Origin of the sequence: Micromonospora sp. NPDC005173, assembly GCF_040608515.1 — a bacterium.
Taxonomy (GTDB): domain Bacteria; phylum Actinomycetota; class Actinomycetes; order Mycobacteriales; family Micromonosporaceae; genus Micromonospora.
On the sequence record NZ_JBEXIK010000002.1, the window covers coordinates 314,868 to 333,089 of the forward strand.

Genomic DNA, 18,222 nt, shown 5'->3' on the forward strand with positions numbered 1-18,222 from the left:
GGACCGGGACTTCGCCTGGCAGCAACTGCCGGTCCTGCCGACCTCCCACCAAGCCCTTCTGAAAGGACGTGGCTGCCATGAAGGCTACCCAAAACCCACTCACCCCCGCGCCGGTCACACCCGCTGACCTGCTGCGGATGGCTGCCCTCTACCTGCGCCGGCACGGCTGGCACCAGGGCACCTACTACGCCAACACCACCGACACCCTCACCCCGCCGGCCTGCGCCGCCGGGGCCATCGGCATCGCCTGCGCCGGACACCCGGTCGAGCACTTCTCCCAACTCGACCCCGACGCCCTCGCCGACTACCTCGCCGCCCTCGGCGTGTTCGTCGACTACCTCGACACCACCGCCCCGGTCTTCTTCATCGACGAAGACGGCTACCTGCTCGACGAGCACACCTCCCCCTACTCGTGGAACGACGACCCGGCCCGCACCGCCGAGCAGGTCATCACCGCCCTCACGGCGGCTGCCAACGAGTGGGACTCCCTCCGCAACGCCGGAGGTGACCCGCGATGAACACCGTCAAGAAGTCCTTGACGTCCAACCTGCCCCGCCAGCGACGCCGGGAGGTCGTCGAGAACGACCAGTTCGCGGGCTTCGCTCGGCGCATCATCCGCGCCCACGGCCGCCGCGTCGCCACCGGCGACGTCGAAGCCCTCCGCGACCTCGTCGCCCTGTCATCGGTCATTGACGACGCGATCGGTGAAGCCGTGATTGGCCTGCGGGCCTTCGGCTACTCCTGGGCCGAAATCGGCCAACGGCTCGGCATCTCCCGCCAGGCCGCCCAGCAGCGCTGGGGAGACCGGCCATGACCGACCTTCGCAGCGTCGACCTCGACAACCTGGCCGACCGCACCGGCATCCGGGTCGAGTTCTACGACCCGCTCGGCACCCGCTACGGGTTCCCCACCTTCCCCTACCAAGGGGCACCCAACGGCCTGGCCACCCTGCGGCAACTCCGCGCCGCCGGCCTTCGCCCCGGAGGACAGGACCCGGTCGCCCAGATCTATTGGAGACACCGCAAAAACCGCCGGGTCGCCTACCTCTACCGCACCGACCTCGCCAAAGCGAAGCGCACCGCCACCCCCGCCCAGCGGGAGGCCATCGCCAAAGCGCTCCGCGCCCGCCGCACCTGCGGTGTCTGCGCCCAGGTGAAGCCCTACTACATCCCCCGCCGCTACGGCTGCTGCCTCGACTGCCACGGAGGCCACTGATGCCCACCACCACTCCGGCCAGCGCCGGCACCCGCCTGGAGGGCCTGGTCCTGGTCCTCATCCTCATCATCGTCGGCGGCTCCGCCGGGGCAGCCTCCTTCACCCACGTCCACGACTGGACCATGGCCAACAGCCCCACCAACACCCCAGGATGGTTCGGCTGGGCCAACGCCGTCATCTCCGAACTCGTCCCCATCGCCGCCCTACTCACCATCCGCCGACGCCGCCGCACCGGCGCACCCATCGGCTACCCGATGACCCTGCTCATCGCCGCCGCCGGCCTCTCCCTCGCCGCACAGTTGGCCGTCGCCAAACCCGGACCCTCCGGATGGCTCCTCTCGGCTGTTCCCGCGCTGGCGTTCATGGCCCTGGTCAAACTCGTCCTCGCCCCCGCACCGACCCCGCAGCCCATGCCACCGGTCTCTGAGCCGGCGCAACCGATCCGCGTTCAGGTGGCCGAGCAGGTCACCACCGAGCCGGCACCACCCGTCGCCATCACCCCGGCCCCGCCCGTCGAGCCGGAACCTGTCACCGCGCCGGCCCCGGAGCCGGTCGACGTCCCCGCCTATCTGCTGCCCACTGCCCGCTTCGCGGCCGTGCAGCACGAACAGGCCACCGGAGCACCCATCACTCCCGCCGAGCTGGCCGACCGGCTCGACATCACCCCGGCCGTCGCCGGGAAGCTCCTCACCACCATCGGTGGTGGTGTCCGATGACCATCTACCTGGTCGACATCGAGCAGGTCACCCACACCTGCCCCGCCTACCCCGACGCGCACCCGTTCGACATCCGCCGAACCTTGGTCGACGTCATCCCTGGCGGCCCTTGCAGGGCACCGGTCACCATCCGCTGCGGCGACACGACCGCCCTGATTCCCTGCCGTCGGCACGAACCGGCCAAGCGCCAGTGCGGCGCCTGCCGGGTCATCGTCACCGAACGCACCATCACCACCCGCCACCTCACCGAGGCACGCGGCTGATGGCCTCGACGCTGGACCTCACACCCCAGACCATCACGGCCCGGGGTGTGGGCTCGAACGCCGACACCATCCCCGTCTACGACTACACCGCCGAAGGCTCCGCCTTCACCCGCGCCACCCAACCCGACTACTTCGGCTGGCTGGAACACGTCCGCGCCGCCGCCGGCTGCACCCGGCCCATCCGCCTCGCCGGCAGTCTCCTGACCGTCGAGCAGGGCACCGGCCGCGTCCTGGACCAGCGGCACACCGACGCCATGCCCGACGCCGCGATCTACACCGCCTGCGGTAACCGCCGAGCCACCGTCTGCCCCGCCTGCGCCCACACCTACCAACGCGACGCCTTCCAGCTCCTGCGCGCCGGCCTCATCGGCGGCAAAGGTGTCCCCGAATCGGTCGCGCAACACCCGGCGGTGTTCGCCACCTTCACCGCCCCGTCCTTTGGCAGCGTGCACACCCGGGCGGTCAAGCGGCACACCTGCGGCAACCGCAAACGCTGCGACTGCCGCGCTGAGCCGTGCCACGCCCGCCGCGCCACCGACCCCGCCGCCGGCCTCTGCCCCCACGGCCGGCCGGCCGTCTGCTGGGCGCGACATGAGTCCGGGGACCAGGTGCTCGGGCAGCCGTTGTGCCTGGACTGCTACGACCACACCCACCAAGTCGTCTGGAACCTGTTCTCCGGCGAGCTGTGGCACCGCACCAAACAAGCCGCGGAACGATGGCTCGCCAAACTCGCCCGCCGACGCGGCATCCCCCGCGTCCAGGTCATCACCGCCTCCGGTAACACCCGCAAGGTTCCGCCCGTTCGGCTGTCTCACGGGAAGGTGGCCGAGTTTCAGGCACGAGGGGCAGTGCACTTCCACGCCCTGGTGCGCCTCGACGGCGTCCACCCAGACGACTCGACCGCCGTCATCCCGCCGCCGGCCGCCTTCACGGTCGCCGACCTGGACGACGCGATCCGGGCCGCCGTCGAGCAGGTCGCCTTCACCACCACCACCCACCCCGACCAGCCCGCAGGCTGGACGATCGCATGGGGTGACCCGGGCAAGGGCCTCGACATCCGACCCATCAGCCTGACCGGAGACGGGGACGTCACCGACAGCATGGTCGCCGGCTACCTTGCCAAGTACGCCACCAAAAGCACCGAGGTAACCGGGCACCGCTCCGTCAGGCTCGACGCCGACTCCATCGGCGACTACGCCGACCCCGACGGCGATCACACCGCCCGCCTCATCGACGCCTGCTGGCACACCGGCCGACCCACCACCACACCCGTCCCGCTCACGCAACGGCCCCGGGACGACCGACCCCGGCCCGGCTTCGTCGACCGCTGGGAGTGCCCCGACTGCGGCACCCACACTCGCTACGCCGCCTGCCCCGTCTGCATCGCCGAGCGTCAAGCCAGCCTTGACACCAAACCGGCGAAACCGGTGACGGCCAACCCTTATGCCCGGCTGCGGCGGTGGGCGCACATGCTCGGCTTCGGCGGCCACTTCCTCACCAAAGCCCGCCGCTACTCGGTGACCTTCCAACTCCTGCGCGACACACGCGTCAGCTTCCGGCGGCACGAGCACCAGGACCAGGCCGACGAGCAGACCGGCACCCTCCGGGCCGTCGACCACCTCGACGAAGACGACACGACGCTCATCGTCGGCACCCTCACCTTCGCCGGCGTCGGTTGGCACACCACCGGAGACGCCCTGCTCGCCAATACCGCCGCCGCCATGGCGCGCGAGCGACGAACCGCCGGCCGCGAAGAACTCGCCCACGAACTCGGCACCGCCCCCGCCGATGCGGTGCTCGCCGCAGCTTGACCCCGCCACACCACACGAGGAAGGCCAACCGATGAACGCCCCCACTCCCATCACTCCTCGCGTGCTACGCGTCGAGGAAGCCGCCCGAGCGCTCGGTATCGGCCGCTCGCTTGTCTACGACCTGATCCGCTCCGGTCGCCTCCGTTCCTTCAAGGTCGGAAGCCGCCGGCTCATCCCCGCCGCCGCCATCGACGAAGCCATCACCACACTCACGAAAGAAGCCGCCTGATGCCCAGAGAACCCAAGCAACGCCAACCCGCAGCCCGCCGCAATCCGAACGGCGAAGGCTCGATCTACCAGCGGTCAAGCGACGGCCGCTGGGTCGGGCAGGCATACGTACTCACCACCGACGGCACCCGCAAGCGGAGGTTCGTCTACGGCGCGACCTGGGAAGATGCCCACGCCAAGCTCATTGACCTGAAATCCCGCTCCCAGCGCGGCATTCCTGTACCTGATCAGGCCTGGAAGCTGGCCGACTATCTGCCCTACTGGCTGGCCGCATACGTCAGCGACCTCAAGCCCACCACGGCTCGTGGATACGAAAGCGCGGTACGGCTGCACCTCGTTCCGGCCCTCGGCACCAAGCGTCTCGACGGGTTGCAGGTCCAGCATGTCAAGGCTTTCATGGATGGCTTCCGTCATAAGTGCCTCTGCTGCACCAACGGCCTCGACAAGATCCGTCCGGTCGAACGCCGCTGCTGCTCCGTCGGCCGCTGCTGCCAGCACTACCCCAGTGCCCGCCAGATCCAGTTCGTGCACGCGGTGCTCCGCAACGCACTCCAACACGCGATGCGGGAAGAGCTGGTCTCGCGCAACGTCGCCAAGCTAGTCCGAATCCCGTCACCTCGTTACAAGGTCGGCAAAGGGCTGTCCGTCGACCAAGTACGAAAGATCCTGGCCGCCGCAGTCGGTCACCGGCTCCACGCGCTCTACGTCGTGGCGGCGACTATGGGCCTTCGTCGAGGTGAGCTGGTCGGCCTCCGTTGGTCGGATATCGACCTGGACGAGGGCACGCTACGGGTGCAGCAGACCGTGCAGCGGGTCGCCGGGCAGCTCCACGTCCAGGACGCGAAGACCGAGGACTCGGAGGCTGTGTTGCCGCTGCCCGAGATCACCTGGCTGACGCTTCTCGAACACCAGGAGCGGCAGCAAGCAGAGCGGGCCGCTCTGGCCGAGGTGTGGGAGGACCACGACCTCGTCTTTCCCTCGGGGCGGGGCACCCCCATCGAGCCCACCAACCTCAGCCGCTCGTTCGCCCGGCTCCGCGAGACCGCCGGTCTGCCTGGTGTCCGCCTGCACGATCTACGGCACACCGTCGTATCGCTACTGATGGAGATGGGCGTCCCGCCGCACGTCGTCCAGGCCATCGCCCGGCACGCCGACGTGAAGATCACCCTCAAGGTCTACGCTCACGCCAACCTCGACGCGATGCGTCAGGCGCTCGGCAAGCTCGACGACAAGCTCTCGTAAGTCCCGTTGCTGTCAGCGTTGCTGTCAACCGGTCGACTCACGGCAATGCCCGTCGGGAAAAGCCTGGTGGAATTGGAGCCCCCGGCCGGGATCGAACCGGCGACATCTCGCTTACAAGGCGAGTGCTCTGGCCAGCTGAGCTACAGGGGCGCGCGCGTCGAAGCCAGCATAGCGACTGACGTCCGGATATCCCGCTCGCGAGGCCTCCCGAGCATGGGAAACGTCAACAACCCGACGCTGATCCATCGTCGTGCGGTCGAGCCGTATGTCGATTGATGTCCGACCGTGCCCGACTGACCGGATTGTGTAGGCAATGGGCCGCGTCCGGCGCTCCCGCGCCTTGGCAGCGCGGGGAAAGCCGTTTACCGTGCAGTGACACGGACGACAGGTCCGGCCGCCCTCGCGACCGACCCGCCGTCCGTTGGCCGACACGGATACGTGTCGGTCGCTCCTTCACTCGGATCGTCCGGCACGTTCCTGCCGGTGAAAGGAAGCGCTTCACCATGGCTACGGTCACTTATTCCAAGGCGTCCCGGATCTACCCGGGCACCGAGCGTCCCGCCGTCAACGAGCTGGACCTCGAGATCGGCGACGGCGAGTTCCTCGTCCTGGTCGGCCCCTCCGGTTGTGGCAAGTCCACCAGCCTGCGGATGCTCGCCGGCCTGGAGGACGTCGACGCCGGCTCGATCTACATCGACCAGCGTGACGTCACCCACCTGCCCCCGAAGGCCCGCGACATCGCCATGGTCTTCCAGAACTACGCCCTCTACCCGCACATGACGGTGTACGAGAACATGGCGTTCGCCCTCAAGCTGCGCAAGACCTCCAAGTCGGAGATCGACCGGCGGGTCAAGGAGGCAGCCGGGCTGCTCCAGCTGGAGGAGTACCTCGGCCGCAAGCCGAAGGCGCTCTCCGGTGGTCAGCGTCAGCGTGTGGCGATGGGCCGGGCGATCGTCCGCGAGCCGCAGGTCTTCCTCATGGACGAGCCGCTGTCGAACCTCGACGCCAAGCTGCGCGTGCAGACCCGTACCCAGATCGCGTCGCTGCAGGCCAAGCTGGGTGTCACCACGGTCTACGTCACGCACGACCAGGTCGAGGCCATGACGATGGGTCACCGGGTCGCGGTGCTGCTCGACGGTGTCCTCCAGCAGGTGGACACCCCGCGGGCGCTCTACGACACCCCGGCCAACGTCTTCGTCGCCGGTTTCATGGGCTCCCCCGCCATGAACATCAAGACCGTCCCGCTGAACGAGCAGGGCGCCGAGTTCGCCGAGCTGCACATCCCGCTGACCCGCGAGCAGGTCGAGGCGGCCCGCGCCGAGGGCGGCGACGGCAAGGTCACCGTGGGCTTCCGCCCGGAGGACTGCGAGCTGGTCAGCCCGACCGAGGGCGGCATGCCGGTCGTGGTCGAGCTGGTCGAGGACCTTGGCTCTGACGCCAACGTCTACGGCCACGCCGCGCTGGGTGGCAACTCGGAGCGCTTCGTCGTCCGCACCGACCGGCGCACCATGCCGAACATGGGTGACACCGTGTTCGTCAAGCCGCGCACCGGTCGGAACCACGTCTTCCACGCCACCACGGGCGCCCGGATCTGACGTAACGCCGTACCAACAGGGGCGGTCCGCTTCGGCGGGCCGCCCCTGTTGTTTGCCTGAACCCGTCAGATCCCTCGGCCCGGACGCGACGAAGCCCCGCCCCCGACAAGCGGGAACGGGGCCTCAAAGACGCGTCGTTACAGTTCCGCGGCGCGGCGGCGGGAGACCTCGGCCAGGGCGACCGCTGCGGCCACGCTGGCATTGAGCGACTCGACCTCGGAGATCATCGGAATGCTGACGGTCAGGTCGCAAGTCTCCCCGACCAGCCGGGACAGCCCGCGCCCTTCCGAGCCGACCACGACCACCAGGGGGCCGACCGCGGCCTCCAGGTTGTAGAGGTCGGTGTCACCGTCGGCGTCCAGGCCGACGACCGTGAAGCCGGCGTCGCGGCAGGCCTTCAGCGATCGGGTCAGGTTGGTGACCTGCGCCACCGGCACCCGCGCGGCCGCGCCGGCACTGGTCCGCCAGGCGGTCGCGGTGATCCCGGCGGCCCGCCGCTCGGGTACGAAGACACCCTGCGCGCCGAACGCGGCGGCCGACCGGATCACCGCACCCAGGTTGCGTGGGTCGGTGACACCGTCCAGCGCGACCAGCAGCGGGGCCTGCTGCTCCAGGGCCGCGGCGACCATGTCCTCGAACGGCTGGTACGCGAACGGCGGCACCTGCAGCCCAACGCCCTGGTGCAGCACCCCGCCGGTCATCCGGTCCAGCTCAGCCCGGCTGATCTCCAGGTTGGCGATGCCCCGGTCGGCGGCGGTCCGGATGATCTCGTTGATCCGGTCGTCCATGTCGATGCCCTGGGCGGTGTACAGCGCCGTCGCCGGCACCTGGGCGCGCAGCGCCTCCAGCACCGGGTTGCGCCCGACCAGCAGCTCCGGCGAGTCCCTGGCCGGGTTGGACTTGCGCCCCGGGGCGACCCGGGGGCCGGACCGGCCGCCGGGCTTGCCGCCCCGGCCGCCAGTGCTGCCACCCCGGTTCGCCGGAACGCCACGGCCGCCACCCTTGCCCCAGGTGGTGTCCTTGGTGCCAGGCAGACCGATCTTGGGGGCACGCCCCTCCTCGGCCGCCGCGCGGCGCTCCTTGTCCTGCTTCCAGGCGGTGCGCTGGGGCAGCTTCTCGGTGCCCGAGTACCCCTTGTGCCACGGCCGCTCGTCGGCGGGCAGGGTGCGGCCCCGCCCGGTCAGGGAGTCCTTGTTTTTGCCGCCGGTGCCCTTGGGGGCGCCCGCCTTCGGCGTCAGTCGCCGGCCACGGCGCTGCGAGTTGCCGGCCATCAGTCCTGCTCTCCAATAGTCCAACGGGGTCCCTGGGGGGTGTCCTCGACCACCACGCCGGCCAGCTTGAGCTGGTCCCGTACCGCATCGGCGGCGGCCCAGTCCTTGCGGCCCCGGGCCTGCGCACGCTGCTCCAGGGCCAGCGCGATCAGGGAGTCCACCACGGCACGCAGATCATCGGATCGGCCGCCACCGGTCCAGGCCGGGTCGAGGGGGTCGATCCCGAGGATATCCAGCATCGCCCGTACTGCGGCCAGCGTGGTGCGGACGGTCACATCGTCGCCGGTGCTCAGCGCGGTGTTGCCGTCCCGGAGCTGCTGTTGCAGCACGGCCAGCGCGGCGGAGGTGTTGAGGTCGTCGTCCATCGCCGCGACGAAGCCGGTCGGCAGGTCGCCGAGGTGCCCGGCACCGACCCGCTCGGCCGCCCGCAGCACGAAACCCTCGATCCGGCGGTACGCGGTGGCCGCGTCGCGCAGCGAGTCCTCCGAGTAGTCGATCACCGAGCGGTAGTGCGCGGCGGCGTAGTAGTAGCGCAGCTCCACCGGCCGCACTCCGAGCGAGTCCACGTACCTCAGGTCCAGCGCGTTGCCGGCGGACTTGCCCATCTTGGCCCCACCGATGCTGAGCAGCCCGTGGTGCACCCAGTAGCGGGCGAACGGCAGCCCGGCCGCCTGGGACTGGGCGATCTCGTTCTCGTGGTGCGGGAACGTCAGGTCCAGCCCGCCGCCGTGGATGTCGAACTCCGGGCCCAGGTAGCGCCAGCACATCGCCGAGCACTCGATGTGCCAGCCCGGTCGACCCAGCCCCCACGGCGACGGCCAGTAGGCGTCCGCCGGCTCGTCCGGCTTGGCGCCCTTCCAGAGCGCGAAGTCGCGCGGGTCCCGTTTGCCCCGGTCGGGGGCGTCCCCGGCCGACTGCATCGCGTCCGGCGACTGGCCCGACAGCGACCCGTAGGCCGGCCAGGACGCCACGTCGAAGTAGACGTCGCCGGAGCCGTCGGTGGCCGGGTAGGCGTGCCCGTCGGCGATCAACTTCGTGATCAGCTCGTGCATCTCGGGGATGTGCCCGGTGGCGCGCGGCTCGTAGGTGGGCGCCAGCACGTTCAGCGCCCGGTACGACTCGGCGAGGATCAGCTCGTTGGCGTAGGCGATCGACCAGAACGGCCGGCCCCGCTCCCCCGCCTTGACCAGAATCTTGTCGTCGATATCGGTCAGGTTGCGGATGAAGGTGACCTCGTAGCCGGCGGTCAGCAGCCAGCGGCGCAGCACGTCATAGTTGACACCGGAGCGAAGGTGACCGATGTGCGGCGGGGCCTGAAGGGTGAGACCACACAGGTAGACCCCCACCTTGCCGGCTTCCCGCGGGACGAAGTCCCGCACCGATCGGGTGGCGGTGTCATACAGGCGTAGCGTCACCGTACAAGGGTAGCCGTCCGCGCATGTTCGAGTCCGCCGGTGCCGGGTCGTACGCTGCCAGGCGTGGATGCGACCGCACGCCCCGGTGAGCCGCCAACCCTCCGCGGTGCCGGTGCCCGGCTCGACGCGGCCACCGCCGCGCCTACGGGAGCGTCCGACGTCGGTTCGGATCGGACCGTCCCGGGCGGCGGACGGTCCGGGGAGACGGCGCAGACCCTGGACCGGGGGTTGCGGCTGCTGCACCTGGTCGCCGACACGCCAGGCGGACTCACCGTCACCGAGGTGGCGAACCGGCTCGGCATCGGCCGGGCCGCCGTCTACCGGCTGGTCGGCCCGCTGACCGGGCACGGCATGCTGCGCCGCGACGGCGACGGGCGGCTCCGCCTCGGCGCCGGGGTGCTGCACCTGGCCCGACGCGCCCAGCCGCTGCTCGCCGACGGGGCACTGCCCGCGCTGCGCCGGCTCGCCGAGCAGGCCGGCGCGACCGCACACCTGACCGTGGTGGAGGGCGGCGAGGGTGTCGCCCTGGCCGTGGTCGAGCCGAGTTGGACGTCGTTCCACGTCGCGTACCGGACCGGGGCGCGGCATCCGCTGGACCGGGGCGCGGCGGGTCGGGCCATCCTGGCCGGCCGGTCCGGGGCGGCGGAGCCGGTGAGCAGCAGTGGCGAGTTGCAGTCCGGGGCGTACGGGGTTGCCGCGCCGGTGCTCGGCGTACCCGGGTTGGAGGCCAGCGTCGGCGTGGTCGCGCTCGCCCCGTTGGACGTCGACACAGTCGGCCCTCAGGTGCTGGCCGCTGCCACGGCCATCGCCGCCGCCCTCCGCTAACCACCCGCCGCCCGGCTTGATCGACTCGGCATCGGCGATATTGCGGTATCCCCATCGCTCTACACCGCCACATCGCCGCCACGGTGATGATCTCGCCGTATACCACGCCAAACTGGCATCCGGCGGTCGTCCACAGGCGCACGGCACGAGACCGCCGGCCGCTGTCCACAGGGGTGTCGGGTGCCCAGCCTGGGGTCGGAGGCTGAGCACATGCCTCCTCGCCCCCACCGACCTCTCGCCCTCGCCTGGCAGGTCTTCCGCGGCTCCGACGTGATCCGGCAGGGCCTGGTGACCAGACATCAGCTACGCGGCGCGTCCTGGGTCCGCCTTCGGCACGACGTGTACGCGGACGCGCGGCTCGATCGCGACCACGAGTTGGCCTGCCGTGCCGCGGCGTTGCGGCTGCCAGCGGAGGCGCTGATCGCCGGTCCGTCCTCGGCCTACCTGCACGGCATCGAGCACGCCGCCGGCTTCGACGACGACGTGCACGTCCTGGTGCCGAGGACCGCCCGGGTCGACTCTCAACGCGGCCTTCGCGTGCACCTGGTCAGCGCCAGCGCACCGACGTTCCCGGTCCTGCGTGAGGCAGCGTTGCCGCCCACCGCCCCTCCCGCGAGGAGGGCCCAACCCACACTCCGCCGGACCGACCCCGCCTCCGCGGCCTGGGAGGCGGCGGCCTGGTTGGAGCCGCTGCGGGCCGTCACCATCGTCGACTCGCTGCTCGGCGTTGGCCTGACCAGCCGGTCCGCGCTGGCCGCCGTCGCCACCGCCAACGCGGAGCGCCCGGGTGGCCGGCGGGCGAACTGGGTGTTCGACCTGGCCGATCCGGGTGCGCAGTCGCCGCCCGAGTCACAGCTACGGGTACGTCTGGTGCTGGGCGGGTTGCCCCGGCCGATTGCTCAGCACCCGATCCGGCTGTCCGGAGGGCTCGTGCTCCACCCCGATCTGGCCTGGCCCGAGTTCCGGGTGGCGGTGGAGTACGACGGCCGATGGCACTCGGACCCCGAGCAACTGCATTGCGACCGCCAACGGCTCAACCTGCTCGTCGGTGCCGGCTGGCTGGTGCTGCACGTGACCAGCCGCCGGTTGCAGAACGACTTCCCGGCCGTGCTGGCCGAAGTCCGGTCGGCTCTGATCTCTCGCGGCTGGCGCCGCCGATCATCCGGGAGCTGATCGACTTCAGGTCGCCGACCTGGGGGCATCGGATGAGCCTGATACCGCCACGCCGGCGACCTTGAGTCGATCAACCCGCGAGATCGCGCCACGCACGGTCGCGCCACGCACGGCCGAGGCCCGCACGGCCGAGGCGCGGGAATGCGTCGGGGCCCGGTCGACCGTGGTCGACCGGGCCCCGATGCGTTGCCTTACGGACGGGCGTTCGGCTTGAGCGGGGTCTTCACCGCCGCGTAGGCGTCGACGATCCCGTACCCGTAGAAGCCGTTGAAGTTGACCCCACCGGCGCAGTAGGCGTCGTAGGTCTCGTCCCGGCCCTCATTGCGGTACTGCTGCAGCCGCGGCTCCGGGCAGGCGTGCTCGGCCGCCGTCCGGTAGAGGTGCTGCTCGACCAGGTCCGGCGACATGCCGAAGCCACCCCGGCGCTCCGCCTTGCCGAACCGGCTGACGATCAGCGCGGCCACGCCTGCGGCGTGCGGGGACGCCATCGAGGTGCCCTGCAGGTAGGTGTAGTAGCCGCAGTCACCGTTGGCCTTGCACTGCTTGAAGACGAGCGTGGCCACCCGCGGGTCGATGTTGCCGTTGGCGTCCACCCGGGGGTCCGGGATGGTCGGGGAGATCGGCTCCTCCTGGAGCACCTTCAGCGGGTACGTGGAGAGGATCCGGTTGCCCGGGCTGTTGTACGTCGGGGTCCCGAAGCCGTCCCGGGCGAAGCCACCCGGCGCGGCGACCGAGATCTGCTCGGTGCCGTAGTTGGAGAAGTCCGCCTTCTTGCCGGACGGGCCGACCGACGACACACCGATCACGTGCGGGCCCTCGACAGGCAGGTCCCAGCAGCTGTTGTTGTCGATCGGCCGGGGGTACGGAGCGGCGCCGTAGTCCGGGCTGCTGATGTCCGTGCGCGGTGCGCCCAGGTCCTCGTTGTTGTTGCCGAGCGCGCCGACCAGGGTGACGCCCTTGTTGTGGGCGAAGGTCAGTGCCCGCTTCATCGCCTTGATGATGGCCCGCTGCTCGGCCTGGCTCGCCGGGGAGTCGGCCGGGTTGGCGTTGCAGTTGTAGAGCCACGGGTCGACGTAGAACGACATGTTGACCACGTCGATCCCGGACCGGCCGGCGTAGACCAGAGCGTTGACCACCGGGTTGAGGAAGAAGTAGCCGGAGTCCTGGCCACCCTTCAGCTCGACCAGGGAGATGTTCGGGGCGACGCCGGAGAGGCCGAGGCCGTTGGCGGCCGCGCCGATGGTGCCCGCCACGTGGGTGCCGTGCCCACCGTCGTCGGTGCCCACCGCGTCGAGGCAGCTCGGCACCTCACACGGGCCATCCACGTCGGTCAGGTCCGGCGCGAAGTTGCGCGACAGCGACCAGTTGAAGTTCGGCGCGATGTCGGGGTGGCTGGCGTCGACGCCGGTGTCCAGCACGCCGACGGTCACCCGACGGTCACCCGGCTCGATCTTGCGGGCCTGGTCGGCCCGGATCATCTCCAGGCCCCAGAGCTTCTCGTCGAGCGGGTCCAGCTTGGCGCCCTTCTTGGCGGCGGCACCGGCGGCGGCCGTGTTGGCCAGCACCTGCTCCTGCTCGACCCGGTCCAGCTTCGGCTTGCGGCCGATGGCCTTCTGCTCGGCGGCGCCGATCAGCGTCGGGGCGGCGGTCGCCCTGACCGCGAAGTCAGCCCGGTCGCTGGTCACCTGGAACATGCCGACCTCGTCGGACCGGGACACCACAGTGCCGCCAGCAGCCCGGATGGCGGCGACAGCCGTCTCGGCGGCGACGCCATCCTCGGCGACTACGGTGAAGGTTCGGAAGCTGGTCGGCGCGGCGTTGGCTGGTACACCCAACCCCGTCACCGTAAGTGCCAGCACAGCCGCGGTCGCGACGGCACCGGCGGTGAAGCGCTTGCTCACCACATCGGATCCTCTCGTTGAGGGACGTGGCAGCCATCACACAACACTCGGCGGGTTTGCGCCAGGTCAGCGTCCGTTATGGCGGTGAATCTCTCCATCATCCGCCCAGGTCGGCGCAAGCCTCGCCCAGCTAGGCGCGAGCCCCGGGTAGATCGGCCCGCACCACCGGCCGGTCGGCCGGCTGCACGGGCAGGTCAGCCAGTATCGCGGGCAGGTCGGCCAGCGCCGCTGGAAGATCGGCCATGGTGGACACCTCGGCGTCGGGCGCACCCCCGACCGGGCGGGGCAGGCCGTGCCGGTTCAACCACACCGATCGCAGGCCGGCCCGCCGCGGTGCCAGCACGTCGTGCTCCCACGAGTCACCGACGTAGACGATCTGCCCGGCCGGCACCCCGGCTGCCTCGACCACCGCCGCGTAGAACTCCGGGGCTGGCTTCTTCGGCAGGCCGTTCTCGTGCGCGTACACCTCGAAGGCGAACTCGCCGGCGAGCCCGCAGCGTTCGGCACGGCTGTTGCCGTTGGTGGCGAAGCCCAGCGTGTACCGGTCGCGCAGCCTGGCCAGCGCCGGCGGCACGTCCGGAAACGGTCGGGTGAGGGCGAATCGGCGGGCGAAGAAGAGGGCGGCGACCTCGTCCAGGTGCGCGTCCAGTCCGGCGCGGGCCAGCGACCGGGCCAGCGCGGCGCGCCGGATCTCCGCCACCGGAGCGGCGCTCAGCTCCCCGAAGACCGCGCCCCAGTCCGACTCCAGCTCGGCGAGCGACACCTCGGCCGCCGCCGGGCTGCGCCGCCGCATCTCGTCGAGGACGGCCAGCAGCCCGCCGGTCACCGCCGGGCGCAGATCCAGCAGGGTCTCGTCGGCGTCGAACACCACGGTGGTCAGCACGGGGACCACTGTCTCATCGGCCGTCGCGGGTCAGCGCGGGCTCAGGCGAGGCGGGCGCGGGCGCGGGCTCTGGCCCTGACGACCCGAGCAGCTCGTCGAGGCGCACGAGTGCGACCCCTGCGACGATCATCGCGCCGCCGAACAACTGCCAGGCGGTGGGCAGCTCGTCCAGGAGCAGCCAGGCGATCAGCACCGCGAAGAGCACCTCGGTCAGCCCGACGAACGACGAGAGCCGGGGGCCGAGGATCCGCGTGCCGGCGATGCCGGCGAGGTACGCGATCACGGCAGCCACCAGGGAGAGCCCGACGATTGGCAGCAGCCAGCTGGTGCGCTGCCCGGCGAAGGTGACCTCACCGAAGGTGGCCCGCAGCGGCAGCAGACCGGTCAGCCCGATGATGAGCAGCGTTGCGGCGCCGACAGCCATCCCGCCGCTGGCCATGGCGACCGAGGGCAGGCGGGGATCGACCCGGCCGGCGAGCACGTAGTAGCCTGCCAGGCCGAATGCGGCGCCCAGCCCCCAGAGCACGCCCACCGGGTGGAAGCCGGCGGTGCCGGTGACGTCCAGCACGAACGCCAGCCCGGCCAGGGCGGCCACCGAGCCGGCCACGGTGAGCCGGCGGGGGCGCTGCCCGTGCCGCAGCCACATCCAGCCCACGACGAGGATGATGCCCAGGTACTCCAGCAGCAGTGCGATGCCGACCGGCAGGTAGCGCACGGCGTTGAAGAAGCAGACCTGGGCCAGCGCCACGCCGAGAAGGCCGAACATCCCGATCGGCGTGGCGTTCTGCCGCAGCACGTGCCACCTGCCGCGTAGCGACAGCAGGGCGGGGATCGCCAGCACCAGGGCAGCGATGCCGACCCGGGCGATCACCGCGGCCTCGGCCGACCAGCCGGCCTCGATGAGTGACCGGGCGAAGGTGCCCGAGGTGGCGAAGGTGACCGCGGAGAGCAGCGCCAGCGCGGCGCCTGCGGCGGGTCGTGACTGCATCTCGCGCTCCTCGGGACGACACGGTGTCATGAGCAAACTATCCTTGTACCCATGACGCTATGCGGCCCCTGTGACAGGAGTCAAGTTGCTGTTCGCTCATGACACCGAGTGTTCGCTGATCGCCGCCGCCGCGCTGGTCAACACCGCGGGCCGGGACGGCGAACTGCTGCCCGACATCGCCGCGCTGGACACGTTCTTCGTCCGGCACACCTACAGCGGGCGGCACGAGCGCACCGACGCCGAGTTACGCGCCGTCCGGGAGCTGCGACCCCGGCTGCGCCGCATCTGGTACGGCGAGCCCGCCGAGGTCGTCGCCGTGGTCAACAGCCTGCTGCTCGAGCACCGGGCGCTGCCGCAGCTCATCGAGCACGACGACGAGCCGTACCACCTGCACGCCGTGCCCCGCGACGCGCCGCTGGCCACCCGGATCGCGGTGGAGGCGGCGATGGCGATGGCCGACCTGGTCCGAGCCGGGGAGCTGAGCCGGCTGCGGATCTGCGAGTACCCGGACTGCGACAACGTGCTCGTTGACCTGTCCCGCAACCGGTCGCGGCGGTTCTGCGAGGCCGGCTGCGGCAACCGCGCCGCAGTGACCGCCTACCGCGCCCGTCGGGCCGCCGGCCACTCCTGAGCGGCGGCCGCCCACTCCTCGGCCCGCAGCTCGTACTCCACCTCGCCGTGCTCGGTGCCCGGGATCGGGTCGTCCCACTGCAGGTGGAAGGTACGCAGGTAACGCAGGCCGGCCTTGGCCATCACCCGTCGGGAGCGGTCGTTGACGGTCATCGTCTCGGCCCAGACCCGGCGCACGCCGACAGTGCCGAAGGCGTACCGGACCAACGCCCGGGAACCCTCGGTGGCCAGCCCGCGCCCCCACGTCGAGCGGCGCAGCCGGTAGCCCAACTCGGCCTCGGTGCCGTCGGCCGACGGGTCGAGCGCGAACCAACCCAGGAACCCGCCGGTCTCAGGGTCGAGCGCCGCCCAGCGGCCCAGCCCCGGATGCCGGTCGTACTGGGCCAACAGCTTCGGCAACTGCTCGTCCCGGACCGTGGCCATCGGGGTGGCGACGCCACCGGTGAGGAAGCGCATCACCTCGGGATCGCTGTCCAGCTCGACCAGCGCGTCCACGTCGGCCATGGTGAGTCGCCGCAACCGCAGCCGCTCGGTCACCGGCGGCAGGCCGGCCGCACCCTGAAGGTCACCATTCGACACCGCAGGATCATCCCGCCCACTCCGCGCCCCGGTCGACCGACTTACTCCCCGCCGCCCTGGGGCGTCAGGGGTGGGTCATCCGGAGCAGGTCGAGCGCCTCGTCGAGTTGGGTCTCGCTGAGCTTGCCCGAGTCGATGTGACCCCGGGAGATCACCACCTCGCGGATGGAGGTCTGCTTGGCCAGCGCTTCCTTGGCGATCGAGGCGGCCTCGTCGTACCCGAGGTGGCGGTTGAGCGGCGTGACGATCGACGGCGAGCCCTCGGCGTACGCCAGGCAGACCTCGGCGTCCGCGACCAGGTCGACCACCAGGCGGTCGGCGAACAGCCGACTTGTCGCCGCCAGCAGCCGGATCGACTCCAGCAGGTTGCGGCCCATCACCGGGAGCATCACGTTGAGCTCGAAGTCGCCCTGCGAACCAGCGAAGCCCACCGTCGCGTCATTGCCGATCACCTGGGCGCAGACCTGCCGCATCGCCTCGGCGACCACCGGGTTGACCTTCCCCGGCATGATCGACGAGCCGGGCTGGAGGTCGGGGATGCGCAGCTCGCCCAGGCCGGCCCGGGGACCGGAGCCCATCCAGCGGATGTCGTTCGCGATCTTGTAGAGCCCGACCGCCACGGTCCGCAGCTGCCCCGAGGTCTCCACCAACGCATCCCGGGCGCCCTGCGCCTCGAAGTGGTTACGCGCCTCGGTCAGCGGCAACCCGGTCGACTCGCGCAGCTTGCCGATCACGGCGGCGGCGAAGCCGAGCGGAGTGTTGATGCCGGTGCCCACGGCGGTGCCGCCCAACGGCAGCTCTGCCAGCCGGGGCAGCGCCGACTCCAGCCGCTCGACGCCGTACCGGACCTGGGCGGCGTACCCGCCGAACTCCTGGCCCAGGGTGACCGGCGTGGCGTCCATCAGGTGGGTACGTCCCGCCTTGACCACGGTCTCGAACTCCGCCGCCTTGGCCTCCAACGCCGTGGCGAGGTGGATCAGTGACGGCAGCAGATCCTCCACGATGAACTGGGTGGCGGCCAGGTGGATCGAGGACGGAAAGACGTCGTTGCTGGACTGCGAGGCGTTGACGTGGTCGTTCGGGTGCACGTCCCGGCCCAGCTCCCGGGTGGCCAGGGTGGCGATCACCTCGTTGGCGTTCATGTTGGACGACGTTCCGGAGCCGGTCTGGAACACGTCGATCGGGAACTGGTCGTCGTAGCCGCCGTCAGCCACGTGCGCGGCGGCGGCGGTGATCGCCGCGGCCACGTTCGGGTCGATCACGCCCAACTCCCCGTTGACCTCGGCCGCTGCGCCCTTGATCTGGGCGAGCGCCTTGATCTGGGCCGGCTCGATGCCCCGGCCGGAGATCGGGAAGTTCTGCACCGCACGCTGGGTCTGCGCCCGCCACAGCGCCTCGGCGGGCACCTCCACCTCACCCATCGAGTCGCGTTCGATCCGGTAACCGGTCGCTTCTGGAGTCGTCACGCGTACCATCCTGCCGCGCTCG

The 18,222-nt window shown here is 70.9% G+C and carries 19 protein-coding genes and 1 tRNA gene; 12 read left to right on the plus strand and 8 right to left on the minus strand.

Features of this window, described 5'->3' with window-relative positions:
- The first annotated feature begins 77 nt into the window (after window positions 1-77).
- The 8 genes from ABZV00_RS04520 to ABZV00_RS04555 are packed head-to-tail and all read left to right on the plus strand — an operon-like array spanning window position 78 to window position 5,475.
- On the plus strand, window positions 78-518 hold the full coding sequence (locus ABZV00_RS04520) for a hypothetical protein (RefSeq protein ID WP_355601797.1): 441 nt from the start codon (window positions 78-80) through the stop codon (window positions 516-518).
- Complete coding sequence (locus ABZV00_RS04525; protein WP_355601799.1) at window positions 515-814, plus strand: hypothetical protein; 300 nt, start codon at window positions 515-517, stop codon at window positions 812-814. The genes ABZV00_RS04520 and ABZV00_RS04525 overlap by 4 nt, the downstream gene beginning before the upstream one ends.
- Window positions 811-1,215 carry an RRQRL motif-containing zinc-binding protein gene (locus ABZV00_RS04530; protein WP_355601801.1) on the plus strand — a complete coding sequence of 135 codons (405 nt, stop codon included), beginning with the start codon at window positions 811-813 and terminating at the stop codon, window positions 1,213-1,215. The genes ABZV00_RS04525 and ABZV00_RS04530 overlap by 4 nt, the downstream gene beginning before the upstream one ends.
- Window positions 1,215-1,931: a hypothetical protein gene (locus ABZV00_RS04535; RefSeq protein WP_355601803.1), complete on the plus strand. Its 717-nt coding sequence runs from the start codon at window positions 1,215-1,217 to the stop codon at window positions 1,929-1,931. Before ABZV00_RS04530 ends, ABZV00_RS04535 begins: the two co-directional genes overlap by 1 nt.
- Entirely contained in the window at window positions 1,928-2,194 is a 267-nt protein-coding gene (locus ABZV00_RS04540) for a hypothetical protein (RefSeq protein ID WP_355601805.1), read from the plus strand. Before ABZV00_RS04535 ends, ABZV00_RS04540 begins: the two co-directional genes overlap by 4 nt.
- Window positions 2,194-4,005 carry a replication initiator gene (locus tag ABZV00_RS04545; RefSeq protein ID WP_355601807.1) on the plus strand — a complete coding sequence of 604 codons (1,812 nt, stop codon included), beginning with the start codon at window positions 2,194-2,196 and terminating at the stop codon, window positions 4,003-4,005. The genes ABZV00_RS04540 and ABZV00_RS04545 overlap by 1 nt, the downstream gene beginning before the upstream one ends.
- Window positions 4,006-4,036: 31 nt before the next feature.
- On the plus strand, window positions 4,037-4,234 hold the full coding sequence (locus ABZV00_RS04550; protein WP_355601809.1) for an excisionase family DNA-binding protein: 198 nt from the start codon (window positions 4,037-4,039) through the stop codon (window positions 4,232-4,234).
- Entirely contained in the window at window positions 4,234-5,475 is a 1,242-nt protein-coding gene (locus tag ABZV00_RS04555) for a site-specific integrase (protein WP_355601811.1), read from the plus strand. The genes ABZV00_RS04550 and ABZV00_RS04555 overlap by 1 nt, the downstream gene beginning before the upstream one ends.
- Before the next feature lie 73 nt (window positions 5,476-5,548).
- On the opposite strand, the gene ABZV00_RS04560 is transcribed toward ABZV00_RS04555, so the two are convergent.
- A tRNA-Thr gene (locus tag ABZV00_RS04560) sits at window positions 5,549-5,625 on the minus strand.
- 353 nt (window positions 5,626-5,978) lie between these two features.
- On the opposite strand from ABZV00_RS04560, the gene ugpC reads away from it, so the two are divergent.
- Window positions 5,979-7,070 (plus strand): sn-glycerol-3-phosphate ABC transporter ATP-binding protein UgpC, encoded by a 1,092-nt coding sequence (gene ugpC / locus ABZV00_RS04565; RefSeq protein WP_355601813.1) that lies wholly within the window; start codon window positions 5,979-5,981, stop codon window positions 7,068-7,070.
- A 137-nt stretch (window positions 7,071-7,207) separates the two neighbouring features.
- Here the strand turns inward: ugpC and rlmB are convergent, their stop codons facing one another.
- Both rlmB and cysS read right to left on the minus strand, forming a co-directional pair.
- Window positions 7,208-8,341, minus strand: a complete 1,134-nt coding sequence (gene rlmB, locus ABZV00_RS04570; RefSeq protein WP_328421103.1) for a 23S rRNA (guanosine(2251)-2'-O)-methyltransferase RlmB — start codon at window positions 8,339-8,341, stop codon at window positions 7,208-7,210.
- The gene (gene cysS / locus ABZV00_RS04575) at window positions 8,341-9,756 is read right to left on the minus strand and encodes a cysteine--tRNA ligase (RefSeq protein WP_328421105.1); all 1,416 of its coding nucleotides are present in this window, start codon (window positions 9,754-9,756) and stop codon (window positions 8,341-8,343) included. The genes rlmB and cysS overlap by 1 nt, the downstream gene beginning before the upstream one ends.
- 216 nt (window positions 9,757-9,972) lie before the next feature.
- Between cysS and ABZV00_RS04580 the strand changes: the two genes are divergently transcribed.
- Window positions 9,973-10,581: a helix-turn-helix domain-containing protein gene (locus tag ABZV00_RS04580; RefSeq protein WP_328426136.1), complete on the plus strand. Its 609-nt coding sequence runs from the start codon at window positions 9,973-9,975 to the stop codon at window positions 10,579-10,581.
- A 210-nt stretch (window positions 10,582-10,791) separates the two neighbouring features.
- Window positions 10,792-11,754 carry a hypothetical protein gene (locus tag ABZV00_RS04585; RefSeq protein WP_355601816.1) on the plus strand — a complete coding sequence of 321 codons (963 nt, stop codon included), beginning with the start codon at window positions 10,792-10,794 and terminating at the stop codon, window positions 11,752-11,754.
- 191 nt (window positions 11,755-11,945) lie between these two features.
- Here ABZV00_RS04585 and ABZV00_RS04590 read toward each other — a convergent pair whose 3' ends face one another.
- From ABZV00_RS04590 to ABZV00_RS04600, 3 genes are all read right to left on the minus strand, one after another.
- Complete coding sequence (locus tag ABZV00_RS04590; protein WP_355601818.1) at window positions 11,946-13,655, minus strand: S8 family serine peptidase; 1,710 nt, start codon at window positions 13,653-13,655, stop codon at window positions 11,946-11,948.
- A 130-nt stretch (window positions 13,656-13,785) separates the two neighbouring features.
- Entirely contained in the window at window positions 13,786-14,538 is a 753-nt protein-coding gene (locus tag ABZV00_RS04595) for an HAD family hydrolase (RefSeq protein WP_355601820.1), read from the minus strand.
- Between the two features lie 13 nt (window positions 14,539-14,551).
- Window positions 14,552-15,526, minus strand: coding sequence for a DMT family transporter (locus ABZV00_RS04600; RefSeq protein ID WP_355601822.1), 975 nt, complete (start codon window positions 15,524-15,526; stop codon window positions 14,552-14,554).
- 85 nt (window positions 15,527-15,611) lie between these two features.
- On the opposite strand from ABZV00_RS04600, the gene ABZV00_RS04605 reads away from it, so the two are divergent.
- On the plus strand, window positions 15,612-16,157 hold the full coding sequence (locus tag ABZV00_RS04605; RefSeq protein ID WP_355601824.1) for a CGNR zinc finger domain-containing protein: 546 nt from the start codon (window positions 15,612-15,614) through the stop codon (window positions 16,155-16,157).
- Here the strand turns inward: ABZV00_RS04605 and ABZV00_RS04610 are convergent.
- Together ABZV00_RS04610 and ABZV00_RS04615 are read right to left on the minus strand one after the other, a co-directional pair.
- Window positions 16,124-16,735, minus strand: coding sequence for a GNAT family N-acetyltransferase (locus tag ABZV00_RS04610; protein WP_355601826.1), 612 nt, complete (start codon window positions 16,733-16,735; stop codon window positions 16,124-16,126). The genes ABZV00_RS04605 and ABZV00_RS04610 overlap by 34 nt on opposite strands.
- A 64-nt stretch (window positions 16,736-16,799) precedes the next feature.
- Window positions 16,800-18,209: a class II fumarate hydratase gene (locus tag ABZV00_RS04615; protein WP_355601828.1), complete on the minus strand. Its 1,410-nt coding sequence runs from the start codon at window positions 18,207-18,209 to the stop codon at window positions 16,800-16,802.
- Between the last annotated feature and the right edge of the window lie 13 nt (window positions 18,210-18,222).